10 protein-coding genes are annotated in these 13,526 nt (G+C 49.7%); 8 read left to right on the plus strand and 2 right to left on the minus strand.

Annotated features, from left to right (window positions below):
- Position 1 precedes the first annotated feature (1 nt).
- From guaA to R3177_RS08160, 3 genes are all read left to right on the plus strand, one after another.
- Positions 2–1,567 (plus strand): glutamine-hydrolyzing GMP synthase, encoded by a 1,566-nt coding sequence (gene guaA / locus R3177_RS08150; RefSeq protein ID WP_318970543.1) that lies wholly within the window; start codon positions 2–4, stop codon positions 1,565–1,567.
- A 212-nt stretch (positions 1,568–1,779) separates the two neighbouring features.
- The gene (locus tag R3177_RS08155; protein ID WP_318970544.1) at positions 1,780–4,404 is read left to right on the plus strand and encodes a hybrid sensor histidine kinase/response regulator; all 2,625 of its coding nucleotides are present in this window, start codon (positions 1,780–1,782) and stop codon (positions 4,402–4,404) included.
- 18 nt (positions 4,405–4,422) lie between these two features.
- Positions 4,423–5,259, plus strand: coding sequence for an HDOD domain-containing protein (locus R3177_RS08160; RefSeq protein WP_318970545.1), 837 nt, complete (start codon positions 4,423–4,425; stop codon positions 5,257–5,259).
- On the opposite strand, the gene R3177_RS08165 is transcribed toward R3177_RS08160, so the two are convergent.
- Positions 5,252–6,175, minus strand: coding sequence for a recombination-associated protein RdgC (locus R3177_RS08165; protein WP_318970546.1), 924 nt, complete (start codon positions 6,173–6,175; stop codon positions 5,252–5,254). The genes R3177_RS08160 and R3177_RS08165 overlap by 8 nt on opposite strands.
- A 45-nt stretch (positions 6,176–6,220) precedes the next feature.
- The gene (locus tag R3177_RS08170; protein WP_318970547.1) at positions 6,221–7,969 is read right to left on the minus strand and encodes an ATP-binding protein; all 1,749 of its coding nucleotides are present in this window, start codon (positions 7,967–7,969) and stop codon (positions 6,221–6,223) included.
- A gap of 234 nt (positions 7,970–8,203) precedes the next feature.
- Between R3177_RS08170 and R3177_RS08175 the strand changes: the two genes are divergently transcribed.
- The 5 genes from R3177_RS08175 to R3177_RS08195 form a co-directional block, all read left to right on the plus strand.
- Complete coding sequence (locus R3177_RS08175; RefSeq protein WP_318970548.1) at positions 8,204–8,569, plus strand: response regulator; 366 nt, start codon at positions 8,204–8,206, stop codon at positions 8,567–8,569.
- Entirely contained in the window at positions 8,566–9,180 is a 615-nt protein-coding gene (locus R3177_RS08180; protein WP_318970549.1) for a chemotaxis protein, read from the plus strand. The genes R3177_RS08175 and R3177_RS08180 overlap by 4 nt, the downstream gene beginning before the upstream one ends.
- Complete coding sequence (locus R3177_RS08185; RefSeq protein ID WP_318970550.1) at positions 9,180–10,148, plus strand: sensor domain-containing diguanylate cyclase; 969 nt, start codon at positions 9,180–9,182, stop codon at positions 10,146–10,148. Before R3177_RS08180 ends, R3177_RS08185 begins: the two co-directional genes overlap by 1 nt.
- 252 nt (positions 10,149–10,400) lie before the next feature.
- Positions 10,401–12,869: a bifunctional aspartate kinase/homoserine dehydrogenase I gene (thrA, locus tag R3177_RS08190; protein WP_318970551.1), complete on the plus strand. Its 2,469-nt coding sequence runs from the start codon at positions 10,401–10,403 to the stop codon at positions 12,867–12,869.
- A gap of 5 nt (positions 12,870–12,874) precedes the next feature.
- Positions 12,875–13,526, plus strand: a 652-nt coding sequence (locus R3177_RS08195; protein ID WP_318970552.1) for a homoserine kinase, incomplete at its 3' end; no start/stop codon positions are given.

A 13,526-nucleotide genomic window follows, 5' to 3' on the forward strand; every position in this document is an offset into this window, starting at 1 on the left:
CATTCACCACCATCGTATTTTAATTCTGGATTTTGGTTCGCAGTACACCCAGCTTATCGCCCGCCGGGTGCGGGAAATTGGCGTCTATTGTGAATTATGGGCCTGGGATGTCAGTGACGAGCAAATTCGCGAATTTAACCCAACCGGTATTATTTTATCGGGCGGCCCGGAGAGCGTCACCGAAGCCAATTCGCCAAGAGCACCGGAGTATGTGTTTAATGCGGGTGTGCCTGTTTTGGGTATCTGCTACGGTATGCAAACCATGGCCGAGCAGCTGGGCGGTAAAGTCCAGGGCTCTGATCTTCGTGAATTTGGTTATGCCCAGGTTGAAGTGATTGCCGCTAACGATTTTTTTGCCAAAATTGAAGATCATATCGGTGGTAATGGCAATGCCTTGCTCGATGTGTGGATGAGCCATGGTGATAAAGTTATCAGCGTGCCGGAAGGGTTTGTCACCTGTGCCCAGACCACCACCTGCCCCCATGCCGCTATGGTGGATGAAGCCCGCCAGTTCTACGGCGTGCAGTTTCACCCTGAGGTGACCCACACCCGCCAGGGGCTGCGGATGCTGGAGCATTTTGTGGTTAATATCTGTGGCTGCGACAAACTATGGACCCCTGCCACCATTATTGAAGATGCCGTCGCCCGCTTAAAGCAGCAAATTGGTGATGACCGGGTGATTCTTGGCTTATCCGGCGGCGTCGACAGCTCGGTGACTGCTATGCTGCTGCACCGGGCTATTGGTAAAAACCTGACCTGTGTCTTTGTTGACAATGGTTTGCTACGCCTGAACGAAGGCAAGCAGGTAATGGATATGTTTGGTGACCATTTCGGCCTGAACATTATTAAAGTTGATGCCGAACAGCGTTTTTTAGATGCCTTAGCCGGTGAGAACGAACCGGAAGCCAAACGCAAAATTATTGGCCGGGTGTTTGTTGAAGTGTTCGATGAAGAGTCGCAAAAGCTCGAGAACGCCAAGTGGCTGGCTCAGGGCACGATTTACCCGGATGTGATTGAGTCCGCAGGTTCTGCCACCGGCAAAGCGCATGTCATTAAATCGCACCATAACGTCGGTGGCTTACCGGCGCATATGAAACTGGGTTTGGTAGAGCCGCTACGCGAGTTGTTTAAAGATGAAGTACGCAAAGTAGGTCTGGAGCTGGGCCTGCCTTATGACATGCTGTACCGTCATCCGTTCCCGGGGCCGGGCTTAGGTGTGCGGGTGCTGGGCGAAATCAAGAAAGAATACTGCGATTTACTGCGCCGCGCTGACGCCATTTTTATTGAAGAGCTGCATAAAGCAGATTTATATAATAAGGTCAGCCAGGCATTTGCGGTGTTTTTACCGGTAAAATCAGTGGGCGTTATGGGCGATGCCCGTAAATACGACTGGGTTATTTCACTGCGCGCCGTCGAAACCATCGATTTTATGACCGCACATTGGGCGCATTTACCCTATGAAATGTTGGGTAAAGTGTCAAACCGGATCATTAATGAAATTAACGGTATTTCCCGCGTGGTTTACGATATTTCCGGCAAGCCACCTGCGACTATCGAATGGGAATAACGGGATTCACCCTGGTATAAAAACAAATAAAAAAAGGCGCTTAGGCGCCTTTTTTGTAAGTCAGTGTCGCCATTAGCATTAAATGGATAGCGGTGGGTTTAATCAGGGTTGTAGCACAGCACTTAGCTGAGTATGCTGTGTTTATCTTTAACGGTTAAAAAGCAGATCGAGTTCGTGCGGTTATGAGGTTAAGAGAAACGCTGGTTGCCTACATGTTACCGTTGCTGGTGCTACCGGTGTTACTGTTCGGCTATCTGGCATATCAATACAGTCAGCGCTATATGCAGCAGCAAACCTATTATCAGGTGCGCAGTGCACTGGCCGCCCAGCAGCAGCAATTGCATGACTTTATCAGTACCCAGCAGACCCAGTTGGAAATGCTGGCATTAAATCCTGATCTGCAGGACTATCTGCCAAGTGGTGACAGCACACTGTTAGCCGCTTTGTTGCAGCACTGGCAACGGTTCCAGGCGGGGCAGCCCAGTATTGAAGCGATTAAACTGGTGCAGCTAAACGGTGAGTATTTGCTGCATCTGCCTGAGATAACCGACACCATTACCGTACCAAATCGTTTTCGCAATGAATATTTCTCCCAGTTACAGGCAATGATCGATGAGCAGGGGTATTTTCTGGCCCCCATGCCGGGTAGCCGGGAGCGCAAATTGTATTTTGCTAAGAAACTCTATGTCAGCTCGCTGACTGAATCTCGCCGGCTGTGGGGGTACCTGGTGATTATGGTCAGCCCCGGTTTACTGGATACCATTGTCAACTCGCCTTATACCAGTAACAGTGTAAATCTAATGATCAGTAAAACCGCGACCATCGCCTATGCTGCCGATCCGATGCTGATTAACAGTGCTTTTGCTCCGTCTAACTTCAGGCAAATACAGCGAAGCATCGGTGCCGAACAGCTGCAAAGTGTATTGTTGTTAGGCCAGTATCGGGAGTTACTGGGCGTGCCTTTGCCAGGCAACTATCAGTTATTGTATGGCTTAGATCCCAGTCAGCTGTATCAAGAACAGCGCTGGCTATCACGGGTGCTGTTATTATTAATGGTGCTGGTCTGTGTGCTGTTACCTTTATTAGTTTACTGGCTGCTGATTACCCATATTTTTAATCCGGTCAAGCAACTCACTGCGGCTAAAACAGCGGTAGGGCGCGGTGATTTGTCGGTTCTGCTGGAAGTGAAAAAACAGGATGAACTGGGCGATATGTTCGCAGCTTTTAATGTGATGGTTCGCCAGCTTAGGGTTTACCGGGAGCGGGAGCGAGCTTATAAACAGCAACTGGAAGATAAGGTATTGCGCCGTACTCAGGATTTAGCCCGGGCCAACGATGACTTGGCGGCGGCGAATCAGGAATTGATTTTAGCCAGGGAAACGGCCGAGCAGGCAAACCGGCTTAAAAGTGTATTTCTGGCCAATATGAGCCATGAAATCCGGACACCACTGACTGCCATTATTGGTTTTAGCGATCAGGCCTTGCAGGAGAATGACCCGGATAAACGGCAGGACTACTTAAAACGGGTATTAAAAAGCGGCGATCATCTGCTCGGTCTTATCAACGATATCCTGGATTTATCGAAAATTGAAGCTGATAAGCTGGAGTTAAATCGTGAGCAGTTTGATTGTCTCGCTGTTATCGATGACATTTATCAGCTGGCTTCTGAGCAGGCACAGAGCAAAGGCCTGGTCTGCCAGCTTAAATGGCAGTTCCCGTTACCGAAAATGCTGCACAGTGACAGCTTGCGGTTCCGCCAGGTGTTATTGAATCTGAGCAGCAATGCCGTGAAATTTACCCAAGCAGGCAAAGTGGTGTTTCAGATCAGTTACGACCAGCTTGCCAGAAAGCTGTCGATAAAAGTAAAAGACACCGGCATCGGCATGAGTGATGATGAACTGGCCCGGATTTTCCGGCCCTTTGTTCAGGCAGATGCCACTGTTACCCGCCATTTTGGTGGCACCGGATTAGGGCTGGTGATCTCCAAAAAATTGATCGAACAAATGGGTGGTGATATTCAGGTTGAGAGTGTCAAAGGGATTGGCAGCTGTTTTGAAGTCATCTTAGATTGCCAGCAGCAGGATATTGAGCTGGTAAACTGTTACCAGCCTCAGCAACGGCAGATTGAAACCCTCAGCCCGCTACCAGCCGACAGTTCAGTAAAAGTACTGGTCGCAGAGGATAACCCTGATAACCAGCTGTTGCTTAAGCTGTTACTTGAGAAAAGTAATGCCATTGTAGAGGTGGTTGATAACGGCCATAAAGCGGTGGAAAAAGTGCTGCATGACGAGTTTGATCTGGTATTTATGGATATGCAGATGCCGCTGATGGGGGGCGAGGAAGCGACCCGGCTGATCCGTCATGCAGGTATCGAAGTGCCGATTATTGCGGTAACTGCTAATGTCATGAGTGAAGATGTGGAGCGTTACCGCCAGGCGGGTTGTCAGGCATTACTCGGTAAACCTGTGGTGCAAAGTGAATTTCTGGCCATTCTCAGCCGGTTTGCCAAGGTACGCAAAGACAATGAGCAGGATTGGTTACAGCGTCTGGAGCAGGACCCGCAAATGCAGGCATTGAAACAGCAATTCGGCCGGCAGTTACCGGGGCTTTTGGCAGAATTACAGCAACATTTCCAGGCCAGAGACTGGCCGGCATTGCGCTTTGCGGCGCATAGTCTAAAAGGTAGTGCCGGTAGTATGGGATACCCTGAAGTCACCAGTCTTGCCGGCAAAATAGAGCAAGCGGTATCTAAGCAGCCGGCGATAGTTGCCGACTTGCTGGCTAAGCTGGAACGTATTGTCAATGAGACCAGGCAAAGTAGTGAGCATCAGTATTAATTGCAGGCAGGAGAGGGCATGAGTGCACAACGGGCTTTATTAATTATTCTGGATGAAAAAATACGCTCAGATCGACTGGTCTTGCCAACCTTACCCGATATTGCGCTAAGAGTGCGTGAACGGGCTGATGATCCACAAATCAGTCTTCAACAAATGGCCGATGTGATCAGCCAGGATCCGGCGTTATCGGCCAGAATGATCAAAGTTGCCAACAGTGCTTTTATGGGCCGGTCAATTCAGGTCAACAGCTTAAATCAGGCGGTAACCCGGATAGGTCTGAGCCAGATTAAAAACATTGCCATTGCGATGGCGATGGAGCAACTGTTTGTATCGCAGCATAAGCAGGTACAGCAGCAGTTGGACAGGTTGTGGCGGGACAGTGTGCAAACAGCCAGTGTGGCTGTTGCCTGCCTGCAGTTTTATAAAGCACGACATCGCAATTGTAAACTTAGCAGCGATGTGATGGCACTGGCGGCCCTGGTTCATAACATTGGGGCATTGCCGGTACTGATTGAAGCAGAACGCCATCCTGACGTATTTGGGCATCCGGCGTTTATGCAGGTATTGATAGATAAAATTGCTGCCACAGTGGGCCTGAAAATTATTAAGAGCTGGGGCTTCGCTGACGAATTTATGCCAGTGGTGGAACACTGGCGAGTGCCGCGCAGTGAGCCCGAGCCAGGCTATACCGATTTTATCCGGTTGGCAGCAATTAATCGTAATTATTACCTGCCGGAGCTGGCTCAGACATTATTAGCTGATTATGTATCGCGCGAACTGGTGCCGGTACCGGAATTTATGCAGCAACGCGAAATTGCCGATACCTATCAGGATGTCAGATCGCTGTTTAATTAAACACCATTGTCTCGTCTTTACCAGGCTGTTGCAGTTGGTTGGCAATAGCCAGTAACGCCTGATTCAGGCGGCTGCTCATTAGTAATAAATCGGCATCAAGTCGCATAGTTAAATCTTCCCAGCCCATTTCTTCATTCTGGCCGGTCAGCAATTCATGGTACTTAATGCTTTTAATACCGCCATCATCACTGACATGCAGGCTTAACCCTTCGGCTTGCTGCAAGCCGATTTTGGTGACCAGCTTATCCTTTAAATGGCTTTGCACGTCATCGGCACTCAGCAAGTGGTTAGTGAATTTTACTTTAGCGCCTTCTTCATCCGGCGCGACGAGCTCTGCATCGTTACCCAGCAAAAACCCCTCGGGAAGCGCTTGATTTTGCAGCCACATTTGCAGATGTGAGTTAAGCTTGTGGTTGTCTACCCAGGGCAGGGCAGGCAGAGATCCCAGGGCCTTACGCAGCAACGCCAGAATATCTTCTGCTTTACCGGCGCCACCGGTATTGATCACCAGCCAGTTATGTTCAGCGTCGTAATATCCCTGAGTCAGACTTGAGCGGCTGAATGCGCGTGGCAGTAAAGTCTGAATTAATTCTTCTTTTAAACTCTGCTTCTCTTTACGGCTTAATGGCCGGCCCTGTTCAGCGGCCATCGTATCAATTTTCGGCTGCAACTCTTCATTAATGACCGCGGCTGGTAAGACTTTCTCCTGACGCTTTACAGCAAACATCCAGCCATTGGTCATAGGATGACAATATTGCTTAATGCTCTGATGCAGCGGAAAACTAAAACCGGTCCTGACGGCTTCCTGACCAGTGCACGGCGCAAATTTAAATTCAGCAAGAGCTGCTTCAATCAGCGGCAGATCGGTACTTAACGGAGCGCTTAACTTATAAACCCGGATATTTTTAAACCACATAATACACCTGTCTTAATTCTAACAAGCTGGCGAGTATAACGCGGATCACTCATCGAGTTTCAGATTTTTTGGAAAGCGGATATGGTAATGCAGCCCTTGTCCCGGCTCACTGCTGACAGTAATGCTTCCCCCCAGTGTCTGGCGCACCAGGTTGTAGGTAATATGAGTACCCAGACCGCTGCCACCTTGCTCACGTTTGGTTGTGAAGAAGGGATGAAACAGCCGTTCCAGTTGCTCAGGAGGCAGCCCTTTACCATTATCACTGAAATGGATATCAACGTTATGCTCTTCATCCAGCACCGTGATCCGGATCAGACCCTCTTTAATATCTTCAAAGCCGTGGAGCAATGAATTCATCAGTAAGTTGGTGAAAATCTGCGAAATGGCGCCAGCCGGACAGCGCAGGATAATATTGTCAGGACAATTGACCTCAATCTGATGTTGGGTTTTCTTGAAGTTTGGCTGCAGAGAACGGATGACTTCGTTAATGTATTCTGCCAGATTTATGGTGCGAACCGCTTCACTGGCCTGGTCAACGGCGATTTGTTTAAAACTGGCAATCAGTTCAGAAGCGCGGCTTAAATTCGACTGCAGCAAATCCGTGCCCTGCAGCGCATCGTCAATAAAGGCTTCCAGCGTTTTTGAGGTCAGGGATTTATCATTAAATGCCTGCTGTAAACTGGCCAGCCGTTCTGCCAGAAAGCTGGTTGCGGTAACACTAATTCCAACCGGGGTGTTTACCTCGTGAGTAATACCGGCAACGAGACCGCCGAGGGCGGCCATTTTTTCAGACTGGACCAGCCGGTCCTGGGCCTGATTTAAATGTTCGACCAATTGTTCCAGTTCGGTCTGTTTGCTGCGCAGCACCTCTTCGGTATGGCGGCGGCGCTCAATTTCCTCACGCAGGCTTTGCTGCTTTAGTTCCAGCTCCTGCTTTTGCTGCTGTAAGTCCATCATTGCCTGGCTGAGGCCGGATGTTTTTCTGGCCACTTCCTGTTCCAGCACAAGATTTTGCTGGTCCAGTTTTTCATTCGAACTCAGCAGTTGCTTCTGAGTATTACCAAGCTGCGCTTTATAGTCTTGCAGCCGGTTAATCAGGCGGTTATAAGCGTCGGCCATCAGGGTAAGTTCAGAGGACTGACTTTGATCAATTTCAACCCGGGCACCATCAAGCTGGTCAAGCTCTAAATCTTCGATTTGCCGGCTTAATTCAGCCAGGGGTTCTGTCAATTGTTTGCGAAAGGCGATTAAGAATAAAATGATTAGAAAGGTAGTTTTTAAAATGGCATTGCCAATCAGAAAATAAATACCGACTTTGATACGTTCGATAACGACCGAACGGCTGGAAAATAAAGTGACATCACCGACCTGCGTTGCCCGGCCGGAGAACTCAAAAATAAGCGGAAAAGTATAACCAAAAATGCCTGATTGCTGTTCAGTTAACCGCACTCCCTCGCGCACCAGCTGACTGCTGAAGCGCTCTTTAACATCAATGTACCGGCCGAGCTGAGTAATAACAGCACCGCTGTCGTCTCTTACCACAATGCCTTCAACGGCAGGAATAGACAAAAGGCCATCAGCAATAATTAAAGCCTGAGGCGTATTCAGCTCCCAGATGGCGCGGGTTAAACTACCGGAAAAAGTCTGCTGCAACGTCTCCAGATCGCTGTTAATCAGGTTTTTGGTGTTGTAGTACTCTGCGACAATTTGCGCGACAGTGACGATTAAAGTCAGAATAAAATAGACTGACAACACCTTGGTCAGCAGATTGCGGGACAGGCTTTTTTGCGGCATGCAATAACCTTTTTTCACCGGGTTAGATAATAGGTAGACTGGCCTACCTTAACGAATAAAACCACTTTTTAAAATAGCTCAGGCTAAATATCGGTAAAAGCCTGATAGCCCCTGCTGTTGACATGAAGGTCCGCTTTGGATGCAAATTAGTCACCGGATGTTGCATTATGCCGGCCATCTGTATATATTTTTTTGCCAATTAGGCATAACTACAACTTATTACAGGCAGTACTGATGGCTTTAACAGCTTTAATTTGTGACGACTCTTTATTAGCCCGTAACCAAATGAAGAAATCTCTGCCCGCAGAATTTGATGCCGACATTGTAACGGCTGCCAATGGCGTGGAGGCATTAGCGGTGCTGCGTAATCAGGAAATTGGCGTAGTGTTTCTGGACCTGACAATGCCAGAGCTGGATGGTGTGGGGGTGCTTGAGGCAATTAAAGCTGAAAAAATGGATGTTTTTGTGATTGTGGTCTCGGCCGATATTCAGCCGGAAATGCAGAAACGGGTAATGGAACTCGGTGCGCTGGCTTTTATTCAGAAGCCGGTTAATACCGATAAACTCAGCGCAGTGATGCGGCAATATGGTTTAATATGACGGAATTGAGTTTTACTGAAGAGCAGCGTGACTGTCTGCAGGAATTGATTAATGTGGCAATGGGGCTGGCCAGTGATAAATTGGCACGTTTTCTCAACACCTTCGTGCATCTTCAGGTGCCGGCAATAGGCCTGGTGAATGCAGCAGAAATACCTGAACAGTTTCGTGGCCAGTATCAGGGCCCGCACAGCTCAATGATTAGTCTTGGTTTTTTTGGTAATGGCGGCCTGCGCGGTGAAACAATTTTGCTCTATCAGCTGGAAAATGCCGGCAAAATAGCCACTTTGCTGGGCTATGATGATGATGCAACCAGTGAAGCAGAAATGCTGACCGATATCAGCTCAATTCTGACGACAACGTTTTTAAATGGTCTGGCAGAACAGCTGGACAATAGTTTTTCCTACGCGGCACCACGGGTGATTTCTTCCCGAGACAGTGACTTTATTGGCAAACTTGAGCAAACGGCATTTCACTGGCAACTGGCACTAAAGGTTGATATCCGGTATGAGCTGACCGATTACAGTTTTGACTGTAATATGATTCTGCTGATCCCGGGCGAGGCCGTGTTAAAACTGAAAACCATCCTGGATAACGTGCTGGCGGAATTCTGATGAATATTGACTGGCTGTCCGGTCCGTTACTGCAGCAACTGAACAGTGGCGTGATTTTGCTGAACCGGCAGTTGCAGATTGTGTATATTAATCCTTATATCTGCCGCCGGGCAGATATTCAGCTGGAGTCTGTGCAGGGCACAGATCTTTTCACTGTCTTTGCTGATGCGCCTAAAGCCTGGCTCAGCCGTAAACTACACAGCGTCCTGAGTTTGCAAAGCCCGGCATTCAGCTCGTGGGAGCAGCGCCAGTATCTGTTTAAATTACCCCATTTAAGACCGGTTAGCAGCGCCAATCAGTATATGGCGCAAAACTGCAGTATGTTGCCGCTGACCGAGCCTGGTAGCGGTGAACAGTATGTCTGTCTGTTAATTGAAGATGCCACTGATGCCTACGTTTATCAGAGCCAGCTTCAGCAGAGTAATTTGCAGTTACAGCAGGTAAACCGGTTAGATGGTCTGACCGGCGTATTTAACCGCAATTACTGGCAACAACAGCTTGAAGTTGAGGTGCAACGTGCCAGCCGGTATCAGCATTCGTTATCGTTATTGTTCTTTGATTTAGATAAATTTAAACGCTTAAATGATGATTACGGTCATCAGGCGGGCGATATTGTACTGATTGAAGTCACCAAATTAATCAGTAGCCTGCTGCGGGAAACGGATTTATTTGGCCGTTATGGTGGTGAAGAATTTGCCATTATTTTGCCGGATACCCCACAGGAAGGCGCAATGGAAGTGGCAAAGCGAATATGCCGCCGGGTTGCGGCCACGCCCGTTATCTATCAACAACAGCAGTTGAAGACCAGTGTCAGTGTTGGCGTAAGTGAATTCAGTGCTGTCAGCACTGCAGATGAGCTGATCCAGCAGGCTGATTTAGCCTTGTATCAGGCAAAACGAAATGGCCGCAATCAGGTAATAGCCTATTATCCTGAGCTACTTGAGTCCCTTAAAAAGGTAAAAGCCTGACCGCAACAATTTTTGTTTGACAGACGTCTATAAGTCTGTGCATAGTGCAGTTGATGAAAATAAAAACAGCAGACCTCACCACCATTATTATTACCACCAGCCCTGCGGGGTAGGAGGTCGGCGGTGTGTTGTCTGTAAAAAGGCCCGTGACCTCAAATGTCACGGGCTTTTTTTTAAACATTTACAGGTGATTACCTGGCCTTGGTCGGCAATAGCAACATAACAAATAATAGAATGCGCAAGGAGTAACACATGAGAGTGCTAAAATTTGGTGGCTCGTCGCTGGCATCATTACCCCGCTTTGCCGAAGTGGCCCAGATAGTGCAACGTCAGGCTGCAGCCGGCCCGGTATGTCTGGTATTATCGGCACCCCAGGGCGTAACTAACATGCTGGTAGAACTAACTGACCTGGCTTATCTGGGGTCTGATTATCAGCCGGTACTGACTGCGCTGGCAGAGCGCTATCAGCAGCTGCTGGACAACGCCACAGGCTTATCAGCAGAGCAGGCAAGCGAGGTGCAGGCGCTATGGCAGCAGCAACTGGCCGCGCTGGCGCTGCATTTACAAGGCATAAGTTTACTACGCCATTGTCCTGATCATATAAAAGCGCAGATCCTCGGCTTGGGTGAGCAATTCAGTGTGGCACTGATGACCGCTTTGCTGGTCGCAGCCAGGGTTAATGCGCTTGCTCTTAATGCGGTTAAACTGATTAAAAGTCAGGGTGATTATCTTAACGCCAGCGCCGATATCGCCGGTTCAGAGCAGACCCTGCAACAGGCTATTGCTGAGCAGAGCGCAGCGGTTTACGTCATCGCTGGCTTTGTCTCCAGTAATAGCCAGGGAGAACCGACGTTACTGGGTCGAAACGGCTCAGATTATTCTGCTGCCATAGTGGCAGCCAGTTTGCGCGCCGCGGCTTGTGAAATCTGGACTGATGTTGATGGGGTCTACAGCGCTGATCCGCGCCAGGTTAAGCAAACCCGGCTGATCGATCGGTTATCTTATGATGAAGCGATGGAGTTGTCTTATTTTGGCGCTAAGGTACTGCACCCGAAAACCATTGGCCCGCTGGCCCGCTATCACATCCCCTGTTATATCAAAAATACCCTGAACCCGGCTGCGCCCGGTACCTGTATTGATGTCAGTGGTGACGGTGAAGCGCTGGTAAAAGGCATCTCCAGTCTGGAGCATCTGGCCCTGTTTACTGTGTCAGGCCCGGGGTTAAAAGGCGTCGTCGGCATGGCCAGCCGGGTATTTGCTTCAATGGCCCGTTCACAAATTTCGGTTAGTTTAATTACTCAGTCATCGTCAGAATTCAGTATCAGTTTTTGTGTGTCGCAGTTGCATTTAAATCAGGCCCAAAAAGCGCTGGAGCAGGAATTTGAGCTGGAACTGCAAACCGGCTTACTGCGGCCGGTCAGTATTCTGGCAGATATGGCAATTGTCAGTCTGGTTGGCGATGGGATGCGCCAGCATCGGGGCGTGGCAGCCAAGTTCTTTGCGTCGTTAGCCCAGGCCCGGGTTAACGTGGTCGCTATTGCTCAGGACAGCAGCGAGCGCTCAATCTCTGCCGTAGTGGAGCAGGCCGTTTGCAAAGATGCAGTGCGGGTATGTCATGAAAACTTCTTCAGTCATATTCCCAGTATTGACGTTTTTCTGGTCGGCTGCGGGGTGGTGGGCGCGGAATTGCTGGCGCAAATTGAGCGCCAGCAAACTTTTTTACAGCAGCGACAGGTCAAATTAACAGTGTATGGCATTGCCAACTCGCGCCAGCTGTTGCTGGCCGGCGACGGGGTTGATCTTAGTAACTGGCAGGCAGAGCTTACCCAGGCACATAGTCAGCGCCCGGCGGTGTTTTCACTTGAAGCGCTCAGTGACTTTGTCCGCCAGCAGCACCTGACGAATCCGGTTCTGGTCGACTGTACCAGTGCCGAGGATATAGCCAGCCAGTATGCTGATTTCCTGGCTGCCGGTTTTCACGTGGTAACCCCGAATAAAAAAGCTAACACAGCCAGTCTGGCTTACTATCGGCAGCTTCGTCTGGTTGCTCAGCGGCAGCGTAGACGCTTTTTATATGAAACCACCGTCGGTGCCGGCCTGCCGGTTATTGACACCCTGCAGGGGCTGTTGAATGCCGGGGATCAGCTGCTGGCGTTTGAAGGCATTTTATCAGGATCGCTGTCGTATATTTTCGGTGAATTAGAAGCCGGTGCCAGTTTGTCGGAAGTCACCACTAAGGCCAGGGCGATGGGCTTTACCGAACCGGATCCGCGCGATGATTTATCCGGCACTGATGTGGCCAGAAAGCTGCTGATCATGGCCCGTGAAGCCGGTATGGCGCTGGAGCTTACGGATGTCAGTATTGAACCGGTATTACCGGCCGAATTTGACAGCAGTGGCAGTACTGACGATTTTATGGCGCGGTTGCCGGCTTTGGATACTGTGTTTAGTGAACGGGTGAAAGCGGCCGCAGCTGAGGGCAAAGTGCTGCGCTATATCGGCGAAATTCAGCAGGGGAAGTGTCAGGTTGCGATTAAAGCGCTTAGTCAGGATCATCCGCTGGCCAAGGTAAAGGACGGTGAAAATGCGCTGGCAATCCACAGCCGTTATTATCAGCCGATCCCGTTTGTGCTGCGTGGCTATGGGGCTGGCGCTGCGGTAACCTCAGCCGGGGTGTTCAGTGATATTATGCGCACGTTAAGCTGGCAGCAGCAGGTATAGCGACCATGGAAAATCCGAGAATACACCGTTACTTTGCGCCGGCTTCAACCGGTAATTTTTCTGTTGGCTTTGATTTACTGGGGGCGGCTTTTGAGCCGTTAGCCACTGGCCCCGCAGATAGCGGGTTACTGGGCGATGTGCTGGAGATCCTGGCAGAGCAGCGCGAGCTTAGCCTGCAAATCAGTGGCCGTTACCGCCACCAGTTGCCGGCAGATATCAGCGATAATCTGGTGCTGAGCTGTTTTTATGCTTTTGAACAGGCCGTCGGCAAATCGCTACCCAGACTGGCGCTGCACCTGCAGAAAAATTTACCGGTAGGCAGTGGTCTTGGCTCCAGTGCCTGTTCTATCGTGGTGGCCTGTTATGCTTTTAATGACTATTTCGGCCAGCCATTAACCCGGCGGCAACTGCTGCAGTTAATGGCAGAGGCTGAGGGTGGGGTCAGCGGCAGTGTCCACTATGATAATGTGGCACCAAGCTTAATGGGTGGCCTGCAGCTGATGCTGCCTGGCAGTGAGCAATTAAGCCGGAAGTTGCCCTGGTTTAATCACTGGCGGGTGGTATTAAGTTACCCCGGTACGGTATTGTCGACCCGGGCTGCCCGTGCCGTATTGCCAGCGCAATTAAGCCTGGCGGGCAGTATCAGTTTTGCCGGAA

Source organism: Arsukibacterium sp., assembly GCF_033722355.1.
GTDB lineage: Bacteria > Pseudomonadota > Gammaproteobacteria > Enterobacterales > Alteromonadaceae > Alishewanella.

What these genes read in the sequence shown, in the direction of transcription:
- R3177_RS08155 (WP_318970544.1), top strand. Translation starts at nt 1,780, where the DNA reads ATGTTACCGTTGCTGGTGCTACCGGTGTTACTGTTCGGCTATCTGGCA.
- R3177_RS08160 (WP_318970545.1), top strand. Translation starts at nt 4,423, where the DNA reads ATGAGTGCACAACGGGCTTTATTAATTATTCTGGATGAAAAAATACGC.
- R3177_RS08165 (WP_318970546.1), bottom strand. Translation starts at nt 6,175, where the DNA reads ATGTGGTTTAAAAATATCCGGGTTTATAAGTTAAGCGCTCCGTTAAGT.
- R3177_RS08170 (WP_318970547.1), bottom strand. Translation starts at nt 7,969, where the DNA reads ATGCCGCAAAAAAGCCTGTCCCGCAATCTGCTGACCAAGGTGTTGTCA.
- R3177_RS08175 (WP_318970548.1), top strand. Translation starts at nt 8,204, where the DNA reads ATGGCTTTAACAGCTTTAATTTGTGACGACTCTTTATTAGCCCGTAAC.
- R3177_RS08180 (WP_318970549.1), top strand. Translation starts at nt 8,566, where the DNA reads ATGACGGAATTGAGTTTTACTGAAGAGCAGCGTGACTGTCTGCAGGAA.
- R3177_RS08185 (WP_318970550.1), top strand. Translation starts at nt 9,180, where the DNA reads ATGAATATTGACTGGCTGTCCGGTCCGTTACTGCAGCAACTGAACAGT.
- thrA (WP_318970551.1), top strand. Translation starts at nt 10,401, where the DNA reads ATGAGAGTGCTAAAATTTGGTGGCTCGTCGCTGGCATCATTACCCCGC.